Here is a 20,989-nt window from a genome sequence, read left to right as displayed (position 1 = left end):
ACCGGGCGGTGATCCCGGGACTTTCCCCTCCCGCTTGCGGGAGGGGCTAGGGGAGGGCAGCCCCGCTGCAGCCTTGTCGAGCGACAGCCCTGCTCCAACCCCGCCCGCAAGCGGAAGGGGAGATTTTGATGCCTTGACGCAAATCACCATCCCTTACGCCTTTGCGCGCCGCTTTGGCGTGGTGGTCGCGCCGAACCATGACGGGCACTTCACCGTTGCGATGCGCGAAGGGGCCGATCCTAAGGCCTTGATCGAGCTGCGCCGCCATTTGGCCCGGCCATTCCAGGTAACACCCGTCACGCCGAGCGACTTCGACCGGCTGCTGTCCGAAGTCTATGCGATGGACGGGCAGGCGGCGGCGATGGCGGCGGGGGCGCTGGGGCTGGGCGACGAACTCGACATGCTGGCGGATCATCTGCCGAGCGCGGACGATTTGCTCGACACCGCCGACGATGCTCCCGCGATCCGGCTGATCAACGGCATCATCGCCGATGCAGCGCGCAACGGCGTGTCCGACATCCATGTCGAGCCCTATGAAACCGGGCTGGTGGTGCGGATGCGGATCGACGGCGTGCTGCGTGAGACGCTGCGCATGCCGCCGCATGTCGCGCCGGTGGTGGTCAGCCGCATCAAGGTGATGGCGCGGCTCGACATTGCCGAGCGCCGCGTGCCGCAGGATGGGCGCATCGGGCTGACGCTGGGCGGCAAATTGCTCGACGTGCGCGTATCGACCTTGCCGAGCCGCGCGGGCGAGCGCGTTGTGTTGCGCATTCTCGACAAGGAAAATGCCGGGATCACGCTCGATGCGCTGGGCATGACGCCGGCCATCCACCAGTTGCTCAAGGATGCGGTGACCGAGCCCAATGGCATCATCCTGGTCACCGGGCCGACGGGATCGGGCAAGACGACGACGCTGTATGCGGCGATGCGGCTGCTCAACGATGGCAGCCGCAACATCCTGACGGTCGAGGACCCGGTCGAATATGCGATGGAGGGGGTGGGGCAGACCCAGGTCAACCCCAAGGTCGGGCTGACTTTCGCGGCCGGATTGCGCGCGATCCTGCGGCAGGACCCCGATGTGGTGATGGTCGGCGAAATCCGCGACCGCGAAACCGCCGAAATTGCGGTGCAGGCATCGCTGACCGGGCATCTGGTGCTGTCCACGGTCCACACCAATGACGCGGTCGGCGCGATCACGCGGATGCGCGACATGAAGGTCGAGCCGTTCCTGCTGGCATCGACGCTGCGCGCGGTGATTGCGCAGCGGCTGGTGCGGCGGCTGTGCGAGCAGTGCCGCCGCCCGGTCGCGGCGGAGGGGCCAGTGGCGGCGTTGCTCGGTTTCGATCCGGGCACGATCGTCTATGAGGCGGTCGGCTGCGAGCAGTGCCAGGGCAGCGGCTTTAAGGGGCGTGTGGGCGTGTATGAGGCCGTCCGCGTCGATGAGACGGTGCGCCGCCTGATCAACGATGGCGGCGATGAAGCGCTGATCGCGCGCCACGCTTTTCTCCATGCGCCGACGCTTGGCAGCGCGGCGCGGCAGTTGGTGCGCGAGGGGGTGACCACGGCCGAGGAAGCGGTGCGGGTGTCGCGGCGCGACATGGCCGATGCGGAAGCGCCGATGGTGGCGGGTGAGTGAGCGGTCTTCTTCTCCCCTCCCTGGAAGGGAGGGGCCGGGGGTGGGTTGGCCCGTGGCTGGGGCTGTCCTCTCCCTAGGCCGACCCACCCCCAACCCCTCCCTTCCAGGGAGGGGAGGATATGTGTGGGGCAGGGCTCATGCCTGACTTCGATTACATCGCGATCGACACCAAGGGGCGCGAAGCGCGCGGGCATATCGCGGCGCCGTCGATCGACGAGGCGCGCACGCTGCTCGATCGGCGGCGGTTATATGTGGTCAAGGTCGAACCCGGCTCCGGGCGCCCGGCCAAGGGCAAGGCGCTGCTGTCCGATGTGCGGCTGGGGCGTCGACGCATGAGCACCAAGCAATTGACGCTGTTCACGCGGCAACTCGCAACGCTCAACCGCGTATCGCCGCTGGAGGAATCGCTGCGCACGATCGTGCGCCAGACCGAGCAGGAGCATGTCCGGGAGATCGTGGAATCGGTCCATGCGGGGGTGGTCGAGGGGCGGCGGCTGCATGAGGCGATGGCGCGTGAGGCGAAGAGCTTCCCGGCTTTATACCGCGCGATGGTGTCGGCTGGGGAAAGCTCGGGCGCGTTGCCGGTCATCCTCGAACGCCTCTCGCTGTTGCTGGAGCGGCAGGCCGAGATCAACGGCAAGATCATCACCACGCTCGCTTACCCCGCCGTGCTGGCGGTGGTGGCGATGGCGGTGGTGACGGCGCTGATGGTGTTCGTGGTGCCGCAAGTGGTCGAGCAGTTCGACACGGTCGGGCAGCAACTGCCCTTCCTGACGCGCGCGGTGATGGCGCTGTCGGCCTTTCTGGTCGGTTATTGGTGGGCGCTGCTGATCGGCGCTGTGCTGATTGGCCTGGGGGCGTGGCGTGCGCTGAAAGACCCCCGCGTGAAACTTGCGTTCGACACCTGGATTCTGAAGCTCCCTTTGCTTGGTCGGCTGTTGCGCGATCTGCACGCCGCGCGGATGGCGCGGACGCTGGCAACGATGGTGGCGAGTCGCTTGCCGCTGCTCGAAGGGCTGACGCTGACCGGCGGCACGATCCACAATCTGCGCCTGAAACGCGCGTCGGACGAGATCATCGAATCGATCCGCGGTGGCGGCAGCCTGTCGGCGGCGATGCGGCGGACCGGCGTGTTCCCGCCCTTGCTGACCTATCTCGCCGCGTCTGGCGAGACGGCGGGGCAGCTCGACGACATGCTGGAACGCGCGGCGGATTATCTGGAGCGCGAATTCGACCGCTTCACCACCACCGCGCTGTCGCTGCTCGAACCGCTCATCATCGTGCTGATGGGGGGCGTCGTCGCCACGATCGTGCTATCCATCCTGCTACCGATCCTGCAACTCAACACGCTTGCCGGACAATGAGGTTTGTAATGCCTGCTTCCCACACCAACCGCCGTGTTCGCCCGTCCGAACAGGGCTTTACCCTGATCGAGTTGATGGTGGTGATCGTCATCCTCGGCCTGCTCGCCGCGATCGTCACCTACAACGTCCTGCCGCTGGGCGACAAAGGCAAGATCACCAAGGCCAAGGCCGATATCGCGCAGATCGAGGGTGCGCTCGATCTCTACAAATTGCAGAACGACGTGTACCCCTCGACCACCGACGGCTTGCAGGCTTTGGTGTCGGCACCGGCCGATGCCGATGCGAGCAAATATCAGCGCGGCGGCTATATCAAGAAACTGCCGCTCGACCCGTGGGGCAAGCCCTATCTCTATGCCTCCCCCGGCGCGCATGGCGAGGCCGATGTGTGGACGCTGGGCGCGGACCATAAGGAAGGCGGCGAGGGGGCCAATGCCGATATCGGTAGCTGGCAGTAAGGCGCGCGAGCGCGGCTTCACGCTGATCGAGCTGATGATCGTGATTGCGATCATCGGCCTGGCCAGCGCGGTGGTGGTGCTGGCGCTGCCCGACCCGCGCGGACGGCTGACCGATGAGGCCGCGCGTTTCGCCGCACGGACGCGTGCGGCGCATGATCTGGCGGTGGTGGGCGCACGGCCGATCAGCGTGTGGGTGTCCGAGGGCGGCTATGGCTTTGACGAACGCCTGGACGGCGCGTGGGTGGCGATGGGGGAGAAGCCGCTGCGGGTAACGCGCTGGAGCAGCGGCACGCGGGCGCTGCCGGGTGGCGCGACTCCGCGCGACCGCATCCTGTTCGATTCGACCGGCATGGCGGATCGCCCGCTTGACGTGACGCTCACGCGGTCGCGCGAGAGCGTGGTGGTGCATGTCGCCGCCGATGGCGCGGTGCGAATCGGTGGTTAGGGCGCCGACAGCGGCGCGCGGCTTCACGCTGATCGAGATGATGGTCGCGCTCGCCGTGTTCAGCCTCGCCGCGCTCGCGCTGATCCGGCTGGAAGGCGCGACGATCCGGGGCGCGACGACGCTCGACACCACGCTGATGGCGCAAATGGTGGCGCGCAACATCGCGATCGAGGCGATGACCGATGCCCGACCGCCCACCATCGGCACTGCCACCGGCACCCAAGCAAATGGCGGGCGCGACTGGACCTGGACGCGCGTGGTTGAGCCGACCGGCGACGCCCGCATTCTCCGCATAGACGTGACCGTGCTCGATCAGGCGGGCCGCAGCGCCGGGCATATCACGATGGTGCGTGACGGGGCGACCAAGCCATGAGGCGCTTCGCCGAACGCGGCTTCACGTTGGTCGAAGTGATGATTTCGCTGTTGATCTTTGGCCTGCTGGCGGCGGCTGGCGTGGCACTCCTGTCCTTTTCGGTGCGGGCGCAAGGGGTGACGGGGGCCCGGTTGGAGGCGGTGTCGGCGCGTAATCGCTTGTCCGCGATCCTGACCGCAGACCTTGCCCAGGCTGTGGTGCGCACGACGCGCGGCGAGGGGGGCGAGATGGTGCCGGCCTTTACCGGCGAATCGGGCAGCAATGGCGCGGTGCTGCTGCGCGTGGTGCGCGGCGGCTGGAGCAATCTCGATGGCGCGCCGCGCCCGTCCGAACAGAAGGTCGAATATCGGCTCGAGGATGGCGCGCTGGTCCGCATTGCCTATCCGATGCTTGATGGCGCGCAAGCGCTGCCGCCAACGCCGCTCCTGTCGCACATCCGCACGGTCGCTCTCCGCTATCGTCTCAGGGGGGCGTGGAGCGACCGCTGGATCGGCAATGCGGAGAATCCGCTGCCCGATGCACTGGAGCTCCGCATCGTGCGCGATCCGGGCGTGGAGACGCGCGAAATGGTTCTCGTCGGCACCGGATATGGCAAGCGCGTGACCAATGCGCGCTGAGGTGCCCAGGACCGAACGCGGCGCGGCGCTGTTGACGGTGCTGCTGCTGGTCGCCGTCATTGCCGTCCTGGCGGGGGTCGCGCTCGAAAAACTGCGGCTGGCGACTCGGTTGGGCGGCAATGCCGTTGCGCTCGACCAGGCCCGCGCCTTCTCGTTCGCGGCGGAAACGCTCGCGGTGTTCAAGATCAGCGATCTTTTGTCGAAAAGCCCCGACAAGGTGACGCTGGAGGGCGGCTGGAGCGGCCAACCCTTCGCGCTGCCGATTCCCAACGGCACCGCCACCGCGACCGTCACCGATGGCGGGAATTGCTTCAACCTCAACAGCCTCGCCATTGAAGTAACGCCGGGCGTCTATGCCGCGTATACCCCGGCGCGGACGCAGTTCGCGCGCTTGATCGCGTTGGTTGATCCCACCGCGCGCTCGCCCGATGCGATTGCGGCTGCGGCGGCGGACTGGATCGACAGCGACAACAGTCCGCTCGAGGGCGGTGCCGAGGATAACGTCTATGGCGGCGGCAAGCTCGCCTATCGCACCGCCAACACGCTGATGACCGACCCCAGCGAATTGCGCGCGGTCGCCGGCGTGACGCGGCTCGATTATGAGCGGCTTCGACCGTGGCTGTGCACGCTGCCCGTCGCGACGCCGTCGAAGATCAACGTCAACACAGTGCTGCCGGAACAGGCACCGCTGATCGCGATGCTCGGCCAGACCCTGTCGGTCGAGGCCGTGCGCCAGGCGCTGTTGCAGCGCCCGCCAAAAGGATTCGCCAATGCGGGGGCGTTCTGGTCGCAATCGGCGCTCGCTGGCGGGGCGGGCGCGACCGGTGCGGGGCAGACCGATGTCAAGACGACGTGGTTCGCGCTGCGCGTCGATGTCGCATTGGGTAGCACTCGGCTTGAACAAACTGGTCTGATCGACGCAACGGCCCTTCCCGCGCGGCTGGTATCACGCCAATGGGGTGAGCGACCATGACCGACACGCTCGTCCTCTTTGTTCCGACGCATGACACCGCGTGGCGCTGGCTGCGGATCGCGGGCGATGGGGTGACCGGGCGGGGCGAGGGGATGCCCGTGTTGGCCGCAGACGGCGATGACCGCCTGGTCGCGGTGGTGCCCGCCGATGCGGTGACGCTGCACTGGGCCGAGCTGCCCGATCGCTCGCTCGCGCAGGCGGTGGCAGCGGCGCGCTTGCTCGCCGCCGATGCCAGCGCAACCCCGATCGGTGAAATGCACGTTGCAGTGGGGCGCGAGGATGCGCTGGTCGAACGGCCGATCGCCGTCGTGGCGGCGACCCAGATGCGCGACTGGCTCAACGCCCTTGCAGACTATGGCATCGATCCCGATGGGCTGCTGCCCGCACCGTTGCTGTTGCCGCGACCGGAGACGGGCTATGTCCGCGCCGATTTCGGCGGGGCGGGCGTGGTCCGCGGGCCGACCAGCGGCTTTGCCGACGAGGCCGGGCTGACCGATCTCATCACCGGCGGGGTCAGGCCCGAGACCTTGCCGCGCGACCAAATGGAGGCTGCGATCATCGCGGCGGCCCATGCGCCCGTACTCAACCTGCGGCAGGGGCCGTTCGCGAAGGTGGTGGCCACGGCGATCGATTGGGCGTTGATCCGGCGGCTTGCTTGGCTGGCCGGGGCGGTGCTGGCGGTGACCTTGCTCATCACCTGCGTTCAACTGCTGACTTATTCGCTCGCCGCCGATGATCTCGAACGCCGTGCCGATGTGCTGGCCCGCAGTGGCCTCGCGCGCGGCGAGGCGGTGAACGACGCTGACCGCCAACTCAGCGCGCGGCTGGAGCGGTTGCGCGGCGGCGGGCTCGGCTTCAGCCGCACCGCCGCGACCGTTTTCGCGGCGATGCGCGCGACGCCCGGCACCGAGATCCGCACGCTATCCTTCGATTCGAACGGGGCGATGCGCGTGACAGTGGGCGTCCAGAATGAGGGGCAGATCCTCGATTTGCAGCGCCGGATCGAAGCGAGCGGGCTCAGCGCTACGCCGATGGGGCAGTTCCAGTCGGTCGGCGGGCGCGTGACGGGGGACATCATGGTGAAGCCGCGATGACCGAGCGCTTGCTCCTCTGGTATCGCGCCCGCTCCCGGCGCGAACAATATCTGCTGCTGGCCGGTGGGGCGATGGCGGTGCTGGCCTTATGCTATTTCCTGGTCGTGCCGCTCGGCGATGCGCTCGAATCGGCCAAGACGCGCCATGCCGATGCGGTGATTCGCCTGGGCGAGACGCAAGCGCGGGTCGATGCGGTGAAGGCCGCGCAGGCCGACCGCGCCGCGCCGCTGGCCGGACCGCTCGAAGCGATGGTGCGGACGCGCGCCAACGATGCCGGTTTCGCGCTCGCCAGTGTCGTGCCGCAGGGGGGCGACCGGGTGCAGATCACCATCGCCTCGGCCCGGCCCGGGGCTTTGATCGGCTGGATCGCCGATCTCGAAGCGTCGGGTATGCTGGTCGATCGCTTGGGAACGACCGACAATGGCGATCGCACGGTGGCAGTGCAAATGACGTTGAAGGCGCAGGGGCAATGATCCGTCTGCGCACCGGACCGGCGGCGCTGTTCGGCGCGATCTTTGTGCTGGCGTTGATCCTGCTGTTGCCGCTGCGGTTCGCGCTGGCGTGGTTCGATCTGGATGGCACCGGCTTTGCCGCGCGGGCCGCTAGTGGCAGCGTGTGGATGGGCTCGTTGCGTGAGGCGCAGCTGGGCAGCATCGCTTTGGGCGATGTCGATGCCGCATTGTCGCCATGGGCCTTGCTCGCCGGGCGGGCGCGACTCGCGCTGGAGGGGCATCCGTCGGGCACCGGACGTGCCCTGCACGGGGCGGTCAGCGTCTCGCGGCACAGCGTCGGAATCGAGCAGATGACCGCTGGCGTACCCGTCGGGGACGCGTTCGCGCCGCTGCCCATCACCGCCATCGATCTGGACGATGTCAGCGTGCGGTTTGTGGACGGGCGGTGCGAGCGTGCCGAAGGGCGCGTCAAGGCAACGCTGGGTGGCGATATTGCGGGAATCACGCTGGGGCAGGGCCTGGCGGGCGCGGCGCGGTGTGACGCGGGTGCGCTGCTGTTGCCGCTCGTCAGCCAAGCCGGGACCGAGCAAGTGACGGTGCGGTTGTGGGATTCGGGACGCTTTCGCGCCGAGTTTTTGGCCAAGCCAAGCGACGTTGCGGCCACGCAAAAGCTGGAGCGCAGCGGGTTTCAGCACATGCCCAATGGATATCTTCTCGCGGTTGAGGGGAAATTTTGAGCTTGTATTCTTGACGCTGGCCCCTGCCGCCCGCTAGGGGCGCTTGCTCTGCGGCGATCGTAGTTCAATTGGTTAGAGCGTCGGCTTGTGATGCCGGATGTTGCGGGTTCAAGTCCCGTCGGTCGCCCCACTTCTTCAAGCAGCCAGGAATTCTAGCGTGACCAGCGGCTGGGGCTTCCCCGATTTCGACGATCATGAGGGCGTACACCTCTTCACCGATCCTGCCTCGGGGCTTCGTGCGGTCATTGCGATTCACTCGACCAAGCTGGGTCCTGCAGCGGGCGGCGTGCGCTTCTGGCATTATGCCGATAGCGACGGCGCGATCACCGACGCGCTGCGCCTATCGCGCGGGATGAGCTTCAAGAATGCGATGGCGGGCCTGCCCATGGGTGGCGGCAAGGGCGTCGTGCTGGCGGCAAAGCCGGGCGATTCGATCAGCCAGGCGCAACTCGAAGCCTTTGGCCGCGTGGTCGAGTCGCTGGGCGGGCGCTACGTTACGGCAGAAGACGTCGGCATGTCCGAAGCGAGCATGAAGACGATCGCGACGATGACCAAGCACGTGTCGGGCCTGCCGGTCGCGGCGGGCAGCGCAGGTGGTGATCCTGGACCTTATACCGCGATGGGCGTCTATCTCGGCGTCAAGGCTGCCGCCAAGCGCGGTCTGGGCGCGGACGTGATGAAGGGCGTGCATGTCGCGATCCAGGGTGTCGGCAGTGTTGGCGGCGGTCTTGCGCGTTTGCTCGCCAAGGATGGCGCGCGGCTGACGTTGGCCGACGTCAATGCCGATCGTGCCAAGGCGCTGGCGGCCGAACTGGGCGCAGAGACGGTCGCGGCGGACGCGATCCTGGGCATCAAGGCCGATATCGTCAGCCCCAATGCGCTGGGCGCGATCCTGACGCCCGAATCGATTGCGGCGCTGCAAACCACGGTTGTCGCCGGTGGCGCGAACAACCAGCTCGCGACCAAGGCCGAGGGCGCGGCGCTGCAGGCGCGCGGGATCCTCTACGCACCCGATTACGTCATCAACGCAGGCGGCATCATTAATGTCGGGCTCGAATATCTCGGGCAGGGCGACCAGGCCGAGGTCAACGCCCGCATCGCGCGGATTCCGGATCGCCTGATCGAAGTGTGGGATGAGAGCGACCGCACCGGCGCGCCTGCCGCCGACGTGGCCGACAGCATCGCGCGCCGCCTCATCGGTCGGGGCTAACGTTTCGGCAGGCAGGCGATCATCGCCCGCACGGCGGTGGCGGTTTCCGCCACGTCGCGCACCGCGATGGTGTCCATACCCGCTGCGCGCACGGCATCGTCATTGCCGCCGGGGTAGATCGCGTCGCCGAGGAACAGCATGTCCTCGGTCGCGATCCCCGAATGCTCAGCGAGACGGCGCATCGCATAGGCCTTGTCGATTCCCGCATGGGTGATGTCGAGCGAGGTCGATCCGCCGATATTGACGGAGAGATCGGGCAGGGCCTTGCGCAGCAGCACCTGCATTGCCTTGCGCTTGGCGAAATCGGGGTCCCAGGCTTTTTTGGCGTCGAGCGGGGCTTCCTGGCCGAGGCCGGAAAAGGTGATCTGGCTGCCACGATCCTCGACGCGCTCGCCCCAGATCTTCTCGTCGGCAAAGCCTGCTTCCCTGGTCGCTTCGGTCAGAGCGCTGAGGATGTGGTCACGCTCGGCCGGCGCGAAGATTTCGGCATAGACCGGGCTCCAGGTTCCATCGCTAAAGCGATACAGCTTGGTGCCGGTGGTCGGCATAATGAACAGATGCTCGATCGCGGCGGTGGCGGGCAGGGCAGCAACCACCTGCTTCTCGAATTGCGGCCAATCCCCGCCGGAAATGACGGCAACCGACACGCGCGCGAGCAGCTGGCCGAGCAGCCCGGCCATTTCATCCCCGATCTTCTGCTTGCTCTCGGCCAGCGTCCCGTCGAGGTCGAAGGCGATCAACTGTTTCACGATATCGATTCCTTGCACCGTTTAGGGGCGAACGCGCGGGGACGACATGGGGTTGCGCGTCGACGGGACGACAAAATGGCCTAAAGTGGCGCGATGGCAAGCGCGATGGGTCTGATATGAATGGCTGGGTGTCCTTGGTGCTGATCGCTGCGCTGGTCGCGCTGATCCTGTGGCGCGCGGGCGTCTCGCGGCACGTATTGGCGATCGCCGCGCCGGCCATTGGGCTGGGCATACTCGGTTACGCCCTGCAGGGCCGGGCCATGCTCCCGGGCAGCCCCGCGCAAGCGGATGCCGCAACGGTTGCGATCGATCCCTCGATCGTCGATCTGCGCGGCGCGCTGCTCGGTCGATTTTCGGGGGATGGGGCGTATCTGATCGCATCGGACGCGTTGATGCGGCGTGGCAGCCGCGACAGCGGCGTGCAGGTGGTGCTGATGGGGCTGAACCATTATCCGCGCAGCCTTACCCTCTGGGTCGGGCTCGGCACCGCGCTGGCGCAACATGACGGCATGGTTTCGCCTGCCGCTCGCTTCGCCTTCAACCACGCGACCCAGATCGCGCCCGATCACCCAGCGCCTCCCTTTTTCGAAGGCCTGGCCTATGTCGAGGCAGGCGATTTCCGCGCCGCGCAGCCTTATTGGGCGCGGGCGCTGGCGCTATCTCCGCCTGCGATATCGTATCGCCGCGACATTGCGGTGCGGCTATACGCGCTCAATATCGCGCTTGCGCAGCGCGGTTATTGACCCAACGAAAAAGGGCGCTCCCCGCGAAGGAAGCGCCCCATTCGTCAGACTGGGGCGAAACGCCCCGACAGTCTTACTTGGTAACGTTGTCAGCCTTCGCTGCGCCGGCGTCACGGACGTTGTCCGCCTTGTCGTGCAGTGCGTCAGCCGAGTTTGCGATCACGTCTGCGGCTGCAGCGTTCGAGGTGTTCGACGCAACGTCGTCGAGGACCGAAGCGTTGTTGTCGATGCCGTCGGCGATGACGTCGGCATTGTTCTCGATGGCGGCAGCTTCAGGGTTCTTGTGGCACGCAGCGAGCGACAGGGCACCGGCGGCAACGAGAACAAGGGCGATCTTCTTCATGCAATTGCTCCCAAGCAAATTAGCAGTTTCACGAGCGGCCCAACGCCGTCGCGAAGGCTGGTGGCATAACGTCCTGTTGCGGTGCGTCAATCTTAAATTCGCCATAAGTTACCGCAAATGCCACCTTTCCGCCACATTTGCGACGGGTTGAGTTATGGTTACTTTTTCGGGGTGACAGGACCCATCGCTTCGGGTGCGTCCGCCACGATGGCGAGCATCGTCGTCCAGGCCGCGACGTTTTGCCGCAATTGTTCCGGGTCGATCCGGTCGAGCGTGTCCTCGGGCGTGTGGTGATAATCGAAATAGCGCAGGCCCGATTGGTTAAGATCAACCGCCGGAACGCCGGTCTTGAGCGTTGGGCCGACATCGGTTCCGTCGCCGCCGACACCCGCACCGCGCACGACGCCGAGCGGGGCGAGTGCGACCACGAGACGATCGCCAACCGCTTTGGCGCTTTCCGGCAAATTGGTCTCGAAACGCCACACGCGATCCGCCCCGAAATCGGATTCGGAGGCCAGCGCATGGGTTTCCCCGGCATGAGCCTTGGCATAGGCCGCGCCGCCAAAGCCGCCCGTTTCCTCATCTCCAAACCACACGACGCGGATCGTGCGGCGATGCGGGCCCGAATCGAGCAGATGCTTGGCCGCGGCCGCCGTGATCGCGATGCCCGCGCCATCGTCGATCGCGCCGGTGCCAAGATCCCAACTGTCGAGATGCCCGCCGATCAGGATCGTGCCCGCCGCAGGATCGGTGCCGGGCACTTCGGCGACGACATTGCCCGACATGCGGCTGGGCACCACCGTCGGCGTCAGGGTGAGGTGCAGCTTCACTTGCTTGTCGAGTTTGACGATCCGCTCGAGATTTTCGGCGTCGGCAACCGACAGCGCGGCGGCAGGGATCGGCGTTACGCCGGGCGCGAAGTTGGTCGTGCCCGCATGCGGCCCACGGCCGTGGTCGGTGCCGATCGAGCGGATCACGATCGCGCTCGCGCCCTTGCTGGCCGCAATATTTGGTCCGACGAAGCGCGCCATGCCCTGGCTGCCATAGCTCGACCCGTCCTGCGTTGGTTGCATCGCATTGGAGACGAAGGCGATCTTGCCAGTGAGGCTGCCGGCAGGAGCGAGCAGCAAATCATTGAAGCTGGCGAAATAGGCGACGGGCAGCGTCAGCCCCGCGGCGGGCGTGGCACCCGAATTGCCGAGTGCGGTCAGCCGCAACGGCTGCGCATAACTGCCCAGAACTTCTGCGGTTTCAACGCCGCGCACCCATACGTTCTTGAGTTCATAGGGTTCGATTCGCACGTTCTTGAAGCCGAGTGCGTTCAGTTTTGCGACGGCCCATTGCCGCGCGCGTTCTTCGGCGGGGGAGCCATCCGGGCGCGGGCCGACCTCGGTGGTGATGCCCGATACGATATCATAGGCAACATCGTCCTTCAGCGCCGCATCGCGCAGCGCGGTCACCGTCGGTGCGATCGCCACCGCAGGCGGCGCGACGCGCTGGGCGAGCGCGGGTGTCGCCAGCACCGTGGTGGCGAGAAGCAGCGTGGCAGGGGCGAAGGCGCGAAGCTTGATCAAGGGCGGTTCCCGTCTGTTGGCAAAGGGGTGATGCGGAAATCTCCGAGCGGCGTTGCCGTGCGGCGGGTGGAAGGTTGGTCAACACCAGAGTAAGACCAAGACGCGCGGCGGTTGCAACGGGAATCGCATCGGACCATCGAAATCCGCCTGCGAAGATTGCGCCCCCGTCGCTGCGCGGCAACCTGTCGTCGGCGCGTTGCCAAGCGCGCTGCCGGTCGCTATCTGCCGCCACTCAAATCCATCCTTCTCGATCCCGGAGCCCGCAGCCGATGGCCGTGCAGTACAGCTATGTAATGAAGGGCCTGACCAAGACCTTCCCCGGTGCGCCCAAGCCGGTGCTCAACAACATCCATTTGCAGTTCCTGCCTGACGCCAAGATCGCGATCATCGGGCCGAACGGTTCGGGCAAATCCACGCTGATGAAGATCATGGGCGGGATCGACCCCGATTTCACCGGCGAGGCATGGGCCGCCGAGGGTATCAAGGTCGGCTATCTGCCCCAGGAGCCGCAGCTCGACCCGACCAAGACGGTGATGGAAAACGTCAAGATGGGCGCGGGGCCGATCGCCGACATGGTCGATCGCTATAATGAGATCGTCGCGATCATGGGCGATCCGCCCGAGGATTGCGATTATGATGCGCTGCTCGGCGAAATGGGCGAGTTGCAGGAAAAGATCGACGCCGCCGATGGCTGGAGCCTCGACAACCAGCTCGAAATCGCGATGGAAGCGCTGCGCTGCCCGCCGGGCGACAGCGCCGTCACCAACCTGTCGGGTGGTGAGAAGCGTCGTGTTGCGCTGTGCAAGCTGCTGCTCGAAAAGCCCAACATCCTGCTGCTCGACGAACCAACCAACCATCTCGACGCCGAAAGCGTCGCCTGGCTCGAAAATTACCTGCGCGATTATGTCGGCAACGTCATCCTCGTCACCCACGATCGCTACTTTCTCGACAATGTCGTGAACTGGGTGCTCGAGCTCGATCGCGGGCGCTATTACACCTATGAATCCAACTATTCGGGCTATCTCGAAAAGAAGGTGAAGCGGCTCGAGCAGGAAGAGCGCGAGGAGCAGGGCAAGGCCAAGGCGATCGCCGACGAGCTGGCGTGGATGCGGCAGACCCCCAAGGCGCGCCAGACCAAGTCCAAGGCGCGTATCCGCGCGTTTGACGAGCTGATGGAGAAGCAGGAAAATCGCGCCGTCGGCAAGGCGCAGATCCTGATCCAATTGCCCGAACGGCTTGGCGGCAAGGTGATCGAGGCCAAGGGCCTGACCAAATCCTATGGCGACAAATTGCTGTTCGAGAATCTCGACTTCACGCTGCCGCCGGGCGGCATTGTCGGCGTGATCGGGCCGAACGGCGCGGGTAAGTCGACGCTGTTCAAGCTCATCACCGGTCAGGAAACGCCCGACGAAGGCACGATCGAGGTCGGTCAGACGGTCAAGCTCGGTTATGTCGACCAGTCGCGCGATGACCTCGACCCGAACAACAATGTCTGGGAGGAAATCTCGGACAAGCTCGAGATCTTCCGCTTCGGCAAGCAGGAACTGGGCACGCGGGCTTATGTCGGCGCGTTCAACTTTAAGGGGCAGGACCAGCAGAAGAAGGTCGGCCAGCTTTCGGGCGGTGAGCGCAACCGCGTGCACCTCGCCAAGATGCTGAAGGAGGGTGGCAACGTCCTCCTGCTCGACGAACCGACCAACGATCTTGACGTCGAGACGCTGCGCGCGCTGGAAGAGGCGCTCGAATCCTTCGCCGGTTGCGCCGTGGTGATCAGCCACGATCGCTTCTTCCTCGATCGCCTGGCGACGCACATCCTGGCGTTCGAAGGCGACAGCCATGTCGAATGGTTCGAAGGCAATTTCGAAAGCTATGAGGAAGACAAGCGTCGCCGACTGGGCGATGCGGCCGACCGTCCGACGCGGCTCGCCTACAAGAAACTGACGCGATAAGGTCCGGAGGGGCGGCGTGGAAGTGCCACGCCGCTCCCCGCGCTGGTCATGCAGTGAAGCGCTTGGTGAACCCCTTGGGGACGCGCTCGCTATCGGCATTGGCTTCCAGATGATCGACCCGTGCGAGCGGAGGGCCCTGTCGGCACGCCTCGGTCATGGCGGTGACGGCGTCGTCCTCGCCCGCGATGAGCATTTCGATCCGCCCGTCCTTCAAATTGCGCACCCAACCGGTTACGCCACATTCCTGCGCGCGGCGCACCGCCCAGTCCCGAAAACCCGTATTTTGAACCTTGCCGGTGACGAACACCCGCTGCACCACTGCCATTGTCATCAACCTTATATTCGCCGCATCGTCTCGCGCGCGATCACCGTGCTGTAGCATCACGTGCGCGAAGTCATCGTCGTTCCTGCCGGTTCCGTCGTAAATCCTGCAGTTTCCGTCGCGTGTTCGCGTTTCTTCACGGATAGGAGATCGCAATCACCTCATATTGCCGCTCGCCTGCCGGGAGCGTGACACGGCGCACGTCGCCGATTGCGGCCCCGCGCAGCGCCCGCGCGATCGGCGCATTCCAGCCGATCCTGCCAGCGGTGGCATCCGTTTCGTCGTCCCCGACCAGCGTCAGCGTGCGTTCGGCGGTGTCGCTAAAGTCTTCAGGGTCGGCGATCGTAACTGTCGCCCCGAACCATACGCGCCCCCGGTCCGGCTGCGCGGCTGGGTCGATCACCTTCGCCGCCTTCATCCGCCGCGCCAGAAACCCCAGCCGCCGGTCGATCTCGCGCAGGCGCTTGCGACCATAGATATAGTCGCCATTTTCCGAGCGGTCGCCATTACCCGCCGCCCAGGAAATGACGTCGACCAGCTTGGGGCGCTCCTCGCCCAGCAACTGCTGATATTCGGCACTCAGCGCGGCATAGCCCGCCGGAGTCATGTAATTGGGGCGATCGTCCATTGTGGATGCTACACCACAGGTGCCGGTGCGCTGTCATCCCCAAGATCGGGTGTTTCAGCCCGGTATGGTCTTGCCCAGATACCAACTGATCCGGTTCGCACCCGAAGACCGCGCGCGGCTCGGGTTCATCAAATCATAGACCACGGCGTTTTCGAGCACGCGCTGCACGTAATTCTTGGTCTCGTAGATCGGGATCGCTTCGATCCAGTCGACCATGTCCACGCCCGGCAGGCGCGGGTCGCCATTGGCGCGCAGCCACTTGTTCACATTGCCGGGTCCGGCATTGTACGCCGCGACGGCAAGCGGATAGCTGCCGTAAATCCCGTAAATGTGCCGGAAATAGGTCGATCCGACCATGATGTTGTAATCGGTATCGGTGGTCAGCGCCGACGGATCGTAGCTGAGCCCGAGCTTGGTTGCGGTGTCGCGCGCGGTCCCCGGCATCAACTGCATCAGCCCGCGCGCGCCGGCATGGCTGATCGCGGCGCGATCGAACTGGCTTTCCTGGCGCGCGATGGCGTGGATCATCGTCCAGTCGTCCTGGCTGGCCACAGGCACGCGGACATTGGGGAAGCCGACGGTCGAGTATTCGCTCAGGCCGTTTTGCAGCGCGCTGCGCCCGACCATCACGCCGAGATCGGGGCGGCCAAGCGTGCGCGACAATTCGGTCGACAGGACATGGTCGCTATCGGTCTTGGCGTCGATCGCGATCTGGCGGACGAAGGCGGTCTGGTCGACCCATGCCGCCGTCGTCCCAAGATATTGCGCGGCGCGTACCGTCTCGCGGGCGTAGAAAGCCGCGCGCACATCCGGCGCGACCGGGCGCAGGATCGGGTCGCCCGGCGGGTTGAGCGGCTGGCCGATGCGTTCGCTCGCCAATTGGCCGTAGAACAGGTCGCGGAAGCCCGCTGCGCGCGCATAATAGCCATTGGCCTCGTCGCGGTGCCCGGCGGCTTCTGCCGCACGTCCGGCCCAGTATAGCCCCTTGGACTGAGTCGTCGGCGTGCGCGATGCGCTGGCATAGAGCAGGAACAGCGGGACGGCATCGGCCGGGCGGGCGAGTTGCTTCAGCGCGGTCTGCCCGGCCAGCCAGGTGAGGCTCGTATAATCGTCGCGCTCGCCATAGGGGCGGGTGCTGACATCGGTGCCGGCGGAATAGGCATCGCTGACCTTGCGCGCGATGTCATAGGCCAGCGTCGCCTGACCGTCTGCCGCAGCTGCCTTGGCGTTGGTCAGCAGCACTTCAAACCATTGTCCCGGGCTGCCGGGCGTCATCGCCAGCGCGGGGCGCTGCGCCAGCAAGGTGCGCGCGCTGGCCGAGGCACCGGTGCTCCGCAGCCAATTGGCGCGATCCGCCAGCCAGCCCGGATCGGCCGCGCCATATTGCTGGGTCGCTGCGGCACGCTCGGCCGCATCAGGGGCGTTGGTGCGGAAGGCAAGGCGGGCGGCGAACACCGGCTGCCACGCAGGGCTGACAAGCGCCATTTGCCGCTGCGCCGCCGCAAGCGCGCCCTGCCACAGCAGCATGTCCATCCGCGCATTATGGTCGGACGGGGTCAGCGCATTCGCAAAGCCGGTGATGATCCGCGCTTCATCGGCGGTGGAGAGCGACCCCGCGACCCAGGCCGCGCGAGCGGCGGCATTGGCCTCATCGCGCGAGCCCGTGGCGGCCAGCGCTTCGGCGAAGCGCGTGCGGCCCGACCCCGTCAACGCCGGGAAGCGGTGGAAAAACGATACGACGGTCGAGGGTGACCAGCCGCCCAGATCGAGCGACCGCTCCGCCGCGCGCCGCAGACCCATCTCCCCGGGCCAGCCGGGGTGGGCGAGCAGAAAACGAGCATAGCGTTCGAAGCTATATCCGCTCGGTTGTTGCAGCGCCTTCCATTCGGCGATCGACGCGGCCAGCGCGGCGTTATTTGCGGTCGTGCCCGCCAGAACCTGTGTCGCACGGCCCCAGCCGAGTTGATCCTGTGCGTCGCTCGACGTCACCGCGATGGTGGAAACCCCTGCCAGCAACAGGGCTGATTTAAGGAGCGAAGCAATCATATAGACAGAATATGCCTTTCGTCCGTATTTGTCGCGCGACAAATCTAAAAATGCGACGGAATTCCGTCTCTCAGGAGCAGCTTAACCATGTTTTCGGGATCGATCCCGGCGCTCGTCACGCCGTTCTCCGCCGACGGCGCGTTTGATGAGTCGGCCTATCGCGACCTGGTTGAATGGCAGATTGACGAAGGTTCGACCGGGCTGGTGCCCTGCGGCACCACCGGCGAAGCGGCCACGCTGAGCGCGGAGGAGCATTTCCACATCGTCGGCATCTGCGTCGACCAGACCAAGGGCCGCGTTCCGGTGATTGCAGGGGCGGGCTCCAACGATACGCGCGTGGCGATCCACAATATCAAGGCGGCCAAGGCGGCGGGCGCGGACGCCGCGCTGATGGTGCCGCCTTACTACAACCGCCCCAATCAGGAAGGCATCTTCCGCCATTTCCAGGCGGTGGTGCAGGCGTGCGATTTGCCGATCGTACTCTACAATGTGCCCGGCCGCACCGTGACCGACATCGCCGTCGAGACGGTCGCGCGGATCGCCCATGCTTTTCCCAGCGTGGTCGGCATCAAGGATGCGACGGGGGTGATCCAGCGCGTCTCGGCGCAGCGCGCGGCGTGCCCGGACGGGTTCGTGCAGCTTTCGGGCAATGACGACATGGCGCTGGCGTTCAATGTAACGGGCGGGGTGGGGTGCATCTCGGTGACCGCCAATGTCGCGCCGGCGCTATGCGCGGCGTTCCAGGCGGCGTGCGCGGCGGGGGAGTATGCGGCGGCGCTGGAGTTGCACGACCGGCTGTTTGCGCTGCACGTGGCGCTGTTCACCGATGCTTCGCCGGGGCCGGTCAAATATGCGCTGAGCCGGGTGCGGCCCGACTTCCCGCAGGCGTTGCGCTTGCCGATGACCTGGCCGAGCGAAGCGAGCCAGCGTGCGGTGGATGCGGGGCTGGCGGCGGCTGGGTTGCTGTAGGGGGCCTCGGTGCGCGGCAGCGCCGGTACAGCTTTGCGGCGCATCAGCTTGGAAGGCTGCTGATGCGCGATATACTGCAAAACCGTTCCGGATCGGTCGTGGGGCACGCATAATGGATATTCGTCCAATTTCTCACGATGACGCTGGCGAATTCGCCGCGATCTGGATCCCTTGGCTGGAGAGTATGGGGCGAAAGCCGGAAGCCGAAGATCTTGAGATCATGCGTGATCCCGGCACCTATTACCGGGCCACTGGCGGCGAAGCGTTTCTTGCGACGTTCGACGGAGAGACCGTGGGGGCCGTCGCCGTAAAAGGCTTGGGGGCGAGCGGCTACGAGTTCTGCAAACTGGTGGTCACCGAAAAGGCGAGGGGGCATGGCGCAGGGCGCGCGCTTGTGGAGCGATGTCTCGCTTATTCCTCGGCGAGGGGCGGCCCCGCGCTCTATCTGCAATCTTTCAAAGCACTCGATGTTGCGCTCGGCCTGTATGAGCGAATGGGCTTTCGTTATGCGGAGCCACCGCAAGGTATGTCCGTCCTCGCCCGCACCGAAGTGATCTTGGCAAAGCGCACGTGATCGATCCTACTGGCGTTAAGACGAGCCGAACGCTGGTCGTGATTGAGTCCGCCGACAGGTGTCAGCCAACCAACCTACCGCTCAATCCTTGGCGAAGAAGCGGTCGATCACGTCGCGGGCGAGGCGCGCCGGGCGCAGGGTGGTGGCGTCGAGGCAGCACCAGCTGGATTTTACTTCGGCGAGCACCTCCTCACCGCGCTTGATGATCGTTTCGTAGAAAGCGCGCGCGCCCTGCACCTTTTCGAGCAGAACGGTGGCGATCACTTCGTCATCAAGGAAGGTCGGTTTGCGATAGGTGATCTCGTGCTTCAGCGCGACCCAGGCGTGAGTCGCGAGCGCTTCGGCCGGCGCAAAGCGCTGCCAGTGGCTGACCACCGCATCCTGTACCCATTTGAGATAGGAGGCATTGTTGACATGGCCCATGAAATCGATGTCGGCGGCATCGATGGCGATGGCGAAGCTGTGCGTCGCGAATTTGGGGCTCAGGCACTCGGTCATATCATCACCTTATAGGATTGGTGCGCGCATAGCGAGCGAACAACGCGCGCGACCGGCGCAAAATGTGCGATCTTGCGCCGTGTCGTTGCTAATCCGCGCTTGTGGCTTTTGTTTCGAGGCAACAGCGCCTACATCGCCGCTCTTATGGCCCGTCCAAAGCCCCCCGTTTTCGAAAAAACCAAGATCGTCGCCGAGAACCGGCGCGCCCGCTACGATTATGCGATCGACACCGTCTATGAGGCGGGGATCGCGCTGACCGGGACCGAGGTGAAGAGCTTGCGCAGCGGCACCGGCTCGATCGCCGAGAGCTATGCCGAGGTGAAAGACGGGCAGGTGTGGCTGATCAATTCCAACGTGCCCGAATTCAGCCACGGCAACCGCTTCAACCATGAGCCAAAGCGCGCGCGCAAACTGCTGCTGCATGAGCGCGAGATCAACAAGATGCACGGCGCGGTGGCGCGCGAGGGCATGACGCTGGTGCCGTTGATGGTCTATTTCAATTCCAAGGGCCGCGCCAAGGTCGAACTGGCGCTGGCCAAGGGCAAGAAGGCGCATGACAAGCGCGATTCGATCAAGGAGCGCGACTGGAAGCGTGAGCAAGGGCGGCTGATGCGCGACCGTGGTTGAGGCCGCGGCCCGGCTCAGCGCGATGGCGCGGCTGTCCCGCTGGGTCGGTCGCCATGTGCCGACGCGCGAAAGTGTCGAGGCCAACCGCTATCTGCGACCCGTCGCCCACCGCATCCTCGCACCCGCGCTGTGGCGCTTCACCCGGCGATCGGTCCCGCGCGGGGTGGCATTGGGGCTGTTTACCGGGGTGCTGTTTCCCTTCGCGCATATGCCGCTTGCGGCGGTGACAGCCTTGCCCGTGCGCGCCAACGTGCCCGTCGCGGTGGGCACGACGCTGCTCCACAATCCGATTACCACCGTGCCGCTGTTCTGGGCGGCGTATCAGCTTGGGCATTGGGTCTTGCGGTTCGATCGCAGCGTGCCCGGCGCGCCGATTGCAAGCAATGTGAAGGCCAATGTCGGATTGTTGCACTGGCTGGTGTCGCAAGGGGGGCCGTCGACGATCGTCGGGCTGGTCCTCATCGCCGCGATCCTTTCGGTTTTGGGCTATGTCCTGACCGGGCTCGCCTGGCGGATCCGAATCGGCCGCAAATGGCGCAAAAGGGCCGCGCGAAAAGGGCCGAAACAAGCGATTTGACGGAATGTGTCTTGGGGTTACAACACGCTCCATT

24 protein-coding genes and 1 tRNA gene are annotated in these 20,989 nt (G+C 65.7%); 18 read left to right on the top strand and 7 right to left on the bottom strand.

Features of this window, described 5'->3' with window-relative positions; genetic code table 11:
* The first annotated feature begins 133 nt into the window (after nucleotides 1–133).
* From gspE to H4W01_RS10225, 12 genes are all read left to right on the top strand, one after another.
* A complete protein-coding gene (gspE, locus tag H4W01_RS10280) occupies nucleotides 134–1,636 on the top strand; it encodes a type II secretion system ATPase GspE (protein WP_209610910.1) in 1,503 nt (500 codons plus the stop codon).
* A gap of 137 nt (nucleotides 1,637–1,773) precedes the next feature.
* Nucleotides 1,774–3,000, top strand: a complete 1,227-nt coding sequence (gene gspF / locus H4W01_RS10275) for a type II secretion system inner membrane protein GspF (protein ID WP_209610909.1) — start codon at nucleotides 1,774–1,776, stop codon at nucleotides 2,998–3,000.
* A gap of 8 nt (nucleotides 3,001–3,008) precedes the next feature.
* Nucleotides 3,009–3,455, top strand: a complete 447-nt coding sequence (gene gspG, locus H4W01_RS10270) for a type II secretion system major pseudopilin GspG (protein WP_209610908.1) — start codon at nucleotides 3,009–3,011, stop codon at nucleotides 3,453–3,455.
* On the top strand, nucleotides 3,430–3,900 hold the full coding sequence (locus tag H4W01_RS10265; RefSeq protein ID WP_209610907.1) for a GspH/FimT family pseudopilin: 471 nt from the start codon (nucleotides 3,430–3,432) through the stop codon (nucleotides 3,898–3,900). Before gspG ends, H4W01_RS10265 begins: the two co-directional genes overlap by 26 nt.
* Complete coding sequence (gspI, locus tag H4W01_RS10260; RefSeq protein ID WP_209610906.1) at nucleotides 3,863–4,273, top strand: type II secretion system minor pseudopilin GspI; 411 nt, start codon at nucleotides 3,863–3,865, stop codon at nucleotides 4,271–4,273. The genes H4W01_RS10265 and gspI overlap by 38 nt, the downstream gene beginning before the upstream one ends.
* Nucleotides 4,270–4,890: a type II secretion system minor pseudopilin GspJ gene (gene gspJ, locus H4W01_RS10255; protein WP_209610905.1), complete on the top strand. Its 621-nt coding sequence runs from the start codon at nucleotides 4,270–4,272 to the stop codon at nucleotides 4,888–4,890. Before gspI ends, gspJ begins: the two co-directional genes overlap by 4 nt.
* Nucleotides 4,880–5,863, top strand: coding sequence for a type II secretion system minor pseudopilin GspK (gene gspK, locus H4W01_RS10250; protein WP_209610904.1), 984 nt, complete (start codon nucleotides 4,880–4,882; stop codon nucleotides 5,861–5,863). Before gspJ ends, gspK begins: the two co-directional genes overlap by 11 nt.
* Nucleotides 5,860–6,957 carry a type II secretion system protein GspL gene (gene gspL, locus H4W01_RS10245; protein WP_209610903.1) on the top strand — a complete coding sequence of 366 codons (1,098 nt, stop codon included), beginning with the start codon at nucleotides 5,860–5,862 and terminating at the stop codon, nucleotides 6,955–6,957. Before gspK ends, gspL begins: the two co-directional genes overlap by 4 nt.
* Nucleotides 6,954–7,430: a type II secretion system protein GspM gene (gspM, locus tag H4W01_RS10240; protein ID WP_209610902.1), complete on the top strand. Its 477-nt coding sequence runs from the start codon at nucleotides 6,954–6,956 to the stop codon at nucleotides 7,428–7,430. The genes gspL and gspM overlap by 4 nt, the downstream gene beginning before the upstream one ends.
* Nucleotides 7,427–8,146 carry a type II secretion system protein N gene (gspN, locus tag H4W01_RS10235; protein ID WP_209610901.1) on the top strand — a complete coding sequence of 240 codons (720 nt, stop codon included), beginning with the start codon at nucleotides 7,427–7,429 and terminating at the stop codon, nucleotides 8,144–8,146. The genes gspM and gspN overlap by 4 nt, the downstream gene beginning before the upstream one ends.
* A gap of 53 nt (nucleotides 8,147–8,199) precedes the next feature.
* A tRNA-His gene (locus H4W01_RS10230) sits at nucleotides 8,200–8,276 on the top strand.
* A 27-nt stretch (nucleotides 8,277–8,303) separates the two neighbouring features.
* A complete protein-coding gene (locus H4W01_RS10225) occupies nucleotides 8,304–9,356 on the top strand; it encodes a Leu/Phe/Val dehydrogenase (protein WP_010403175.1) in 1,053 nt (350 codons plus the stop codon).
* Here H4W01_RS10225 and H4W01_RS10220 read toward each other — a convergent pair.
* Nucleotides 9,353–10,105 carry an HAD-IIB family hydrolase gene (locus tag H4W01_RS10220; protein WP_209610900.1) on the bottom strand — a complete coding sequence of 251 codons (753 nt, stop codon included), beginning with the start codon at nucleotides 10,103–10,105 and terminating at the stop codon, nucleotides 9,353–9,355. The two genes, H4W01_RS10225 and H4W01_RS10220, sit on opposite strands and share 4 nt — an antisense overlap.
* 116 nt (nucleotides 10,106–10,221) lie before the next feature.
* Between H4W01_RS10220 and H4W01_RS10215 the strand changes: the two genes are divergently transcribed.
* Nucleotides 10,222–10,848 (top strand): tetratricopeptide repeat protein, encoded by a 627-nt coding sequence (locus tag H4W01_RS10215; RefSeq protein ID WP_209610899.1) that lies wholly within the window; start codon nucleotides 10,222–10,224, stop codon nucleotides 10,846–10,848.
* 73 nt (nucleotides 10,849–10,921) lie between these two features.
* Here the strand turns inward: H4W01_RS10215 and H4W01_RS10210 are convergent, their stop codons facing one another.
* Entirely contained in the window at nucleotides 10,922–11,191 is a 270-nt protein-coding gene (locus H4W01_RS10210; protein WP_010403172.1) for a hypothetical protein, read from the bottom strand.
* Nucleotides 11,192–11,349: 158 nt separating this feature from the next.
* Complete coding sequence (locus H4W01_RS10205; RefSeq protein WP_435804117.1) at nucleotides 11,350–12,765, bottom strand: M20/M25/M40 family metallo-hydrolase; 1,416 nt, start codon at nucleotides 12,763–12,765, stop codon at nucleotides 11,350–11,352.
* A gap of 269 nt (nucleotides 12,766–13,034) precedes the next feature.
* Between H4W01_RS10205 and ettA the strand changes: the two genes are divergently transcribed.
* The gene (gene ettA / locus H4W01_RS10200) at nucleotides 13,035–14,714 is read left to right on the top strand and encodes an energy-dependent translational throttle protein EttA (protein WP_209610898.1); all 1,680 of its coding nucleotides are present in this window, start codon (nucleotides 13,035–13,037) and stop codon (nucleotides 14,712–14,714) included.
* A gap of 46 nt (nucleotides 14,715–14,760) precedes the next feature.
* On the opposite strand, the gene H4W01_RS10195 is transcribed toward ettA, so the two are convergent.
* From H4W01_RS10195 to H4W01_RS10185, 3 genes are all read right to left on the bottom strand, one after another.
* The gene (locus tag H4W01_RS10195) at nucleotides 14,761–15,039 is read right to left on the bottom strand and encodes an acylphosphatase (RefSeq protein WP_010403168.1); all 279 of its coding nucleotides are present in this window, start codon (nucleotides 15,037–15,039) and stop codon (nucleotides 14,761–14,763) included.
* A 133-nt stretch (nucleotides 15,040–15,172) separates the two neighbouring features.
* Entirely contained in the window at nucleotides 15,173–15,664 is a 492-nt protein-coding gene (locus tag H4W01_RS10190) for a GreA/GreB family elongation factor (protein WP_209610897.1), read from the bottom strand.
* Nucleotides 15,665–15,718: 54 nt separating this feature from the next.
* Nucleotides 15,719–17,710 (bottom strand): lytic transglycosylase domain-containing protein, encoded by a 1,992-nt coding sequence (locus H4W01_RS10185; protein WP_209610896.1) that lies wholly within the window; start codon nucleotides 17,708–17,710, stop codon nucleotides 15,719–15,721.
* A gap of 87 nt (nucleotides 17,711–17,797) precedes the next feature.
* Here H4W01_RS10185 and dapA point away from each other — a divergent pair, with 87 nt between their 5' ends.
* Both dapA and H4W01_RS10175 read left to right on the top strand, forming a co-directional pair.
* Nucleotides 17,798–18,679: a 4-hydroxy-tetrahydrodipicolinate synthase gene (dapA, locus tag H4W01_RS10180; protein WP_209610895.1), complete on the top strand. Its 882-nt coding sequence runs from the start codon at nucleotides 17,798–17,800 to the stop codon at nucleotides 18,677–18,679.
* A 112-nt stretch (nucleotides 18,680–18,791) separates the two neighbouring features.
* On the top strand, nucleotides 18,792–19,253 hold the full coding sequence (locus H4W01_RS10175; protein WP_209610894.1) for a GNAT family N-acetyltransferase: 462 nt from the start codon (nucleotides 18,792–18,794) through the stop codon (nucleotides 19,251–19,253).
* A gap of 81 nt (nucleotides 19,254–19,334) precedes the next feature.
* Here the strand turns inward: H4W01_RS10175 and H4W01_RS10170 are convergent, their stop codons facing one another.
* Nucleotides 19,335–19,751 (bottom strand): acyl-CoA thioesterase, encoded by a 417-nt coding sequence (locus H4W01_RS10170; RefSeq protein ID WP_209610893.1) that lies wholly within the window; start codon nucleotides 19,749–19,751, stop codon nucleotides 19,335–19,337.
* A 144-nt stretch (nucleotides 19,752–19,895) separates the two neighbouring features.
* On the opposite strand from H4W01_RS10170, the gene smpB reads away from it, so the two are divergent.
* On the top strand, nucleotides 19,896–20,378 hold the full coding sequence (smpB, locus tag H4W01_RS10165) for an SsrA-binding protein SmpB (protein WP_033964621.1): 483 nt from the start codon (nucleotides 19,896–19,898) through the stop codon (nucleotides 20,376–20,378).
* The gene (locus tag H4W01_RS10160; protein ID WP_334685227.1) at nucleotides 20,371–20,955 is read left to right on the top strand and encodes a DUF2062 domain-containing protein; all 585 of its coding nucleotides are present in this window, start codon (nucleotides 20,371–20,373) and stop codon (nucleotides 20,953–20,955) included. Before smpB ends, H4W01_RS10160 begins: the two co-directional genes overlap by 8 nt.
* Nucleotides 20,956–20,989 lie beyond the last annotated feature (34 nt).

Origin of the sequence: Sphingomonas sp. PL20 (genome assembly GCF_017875905.1) — a bacterium.
Classification (GTDB): Bacteria; Pseudomonadota; Alphaproteobacteria; order Sphingomonadales; family Sphingomonadaceae; genus Sphingomonas; species Sphingomonas echinoides.
The sequence above is the reverse complement of the archived record's forward strand: the minus strand, read 5'-3'. Positions and strand labels throughout refer to the sequence as shown.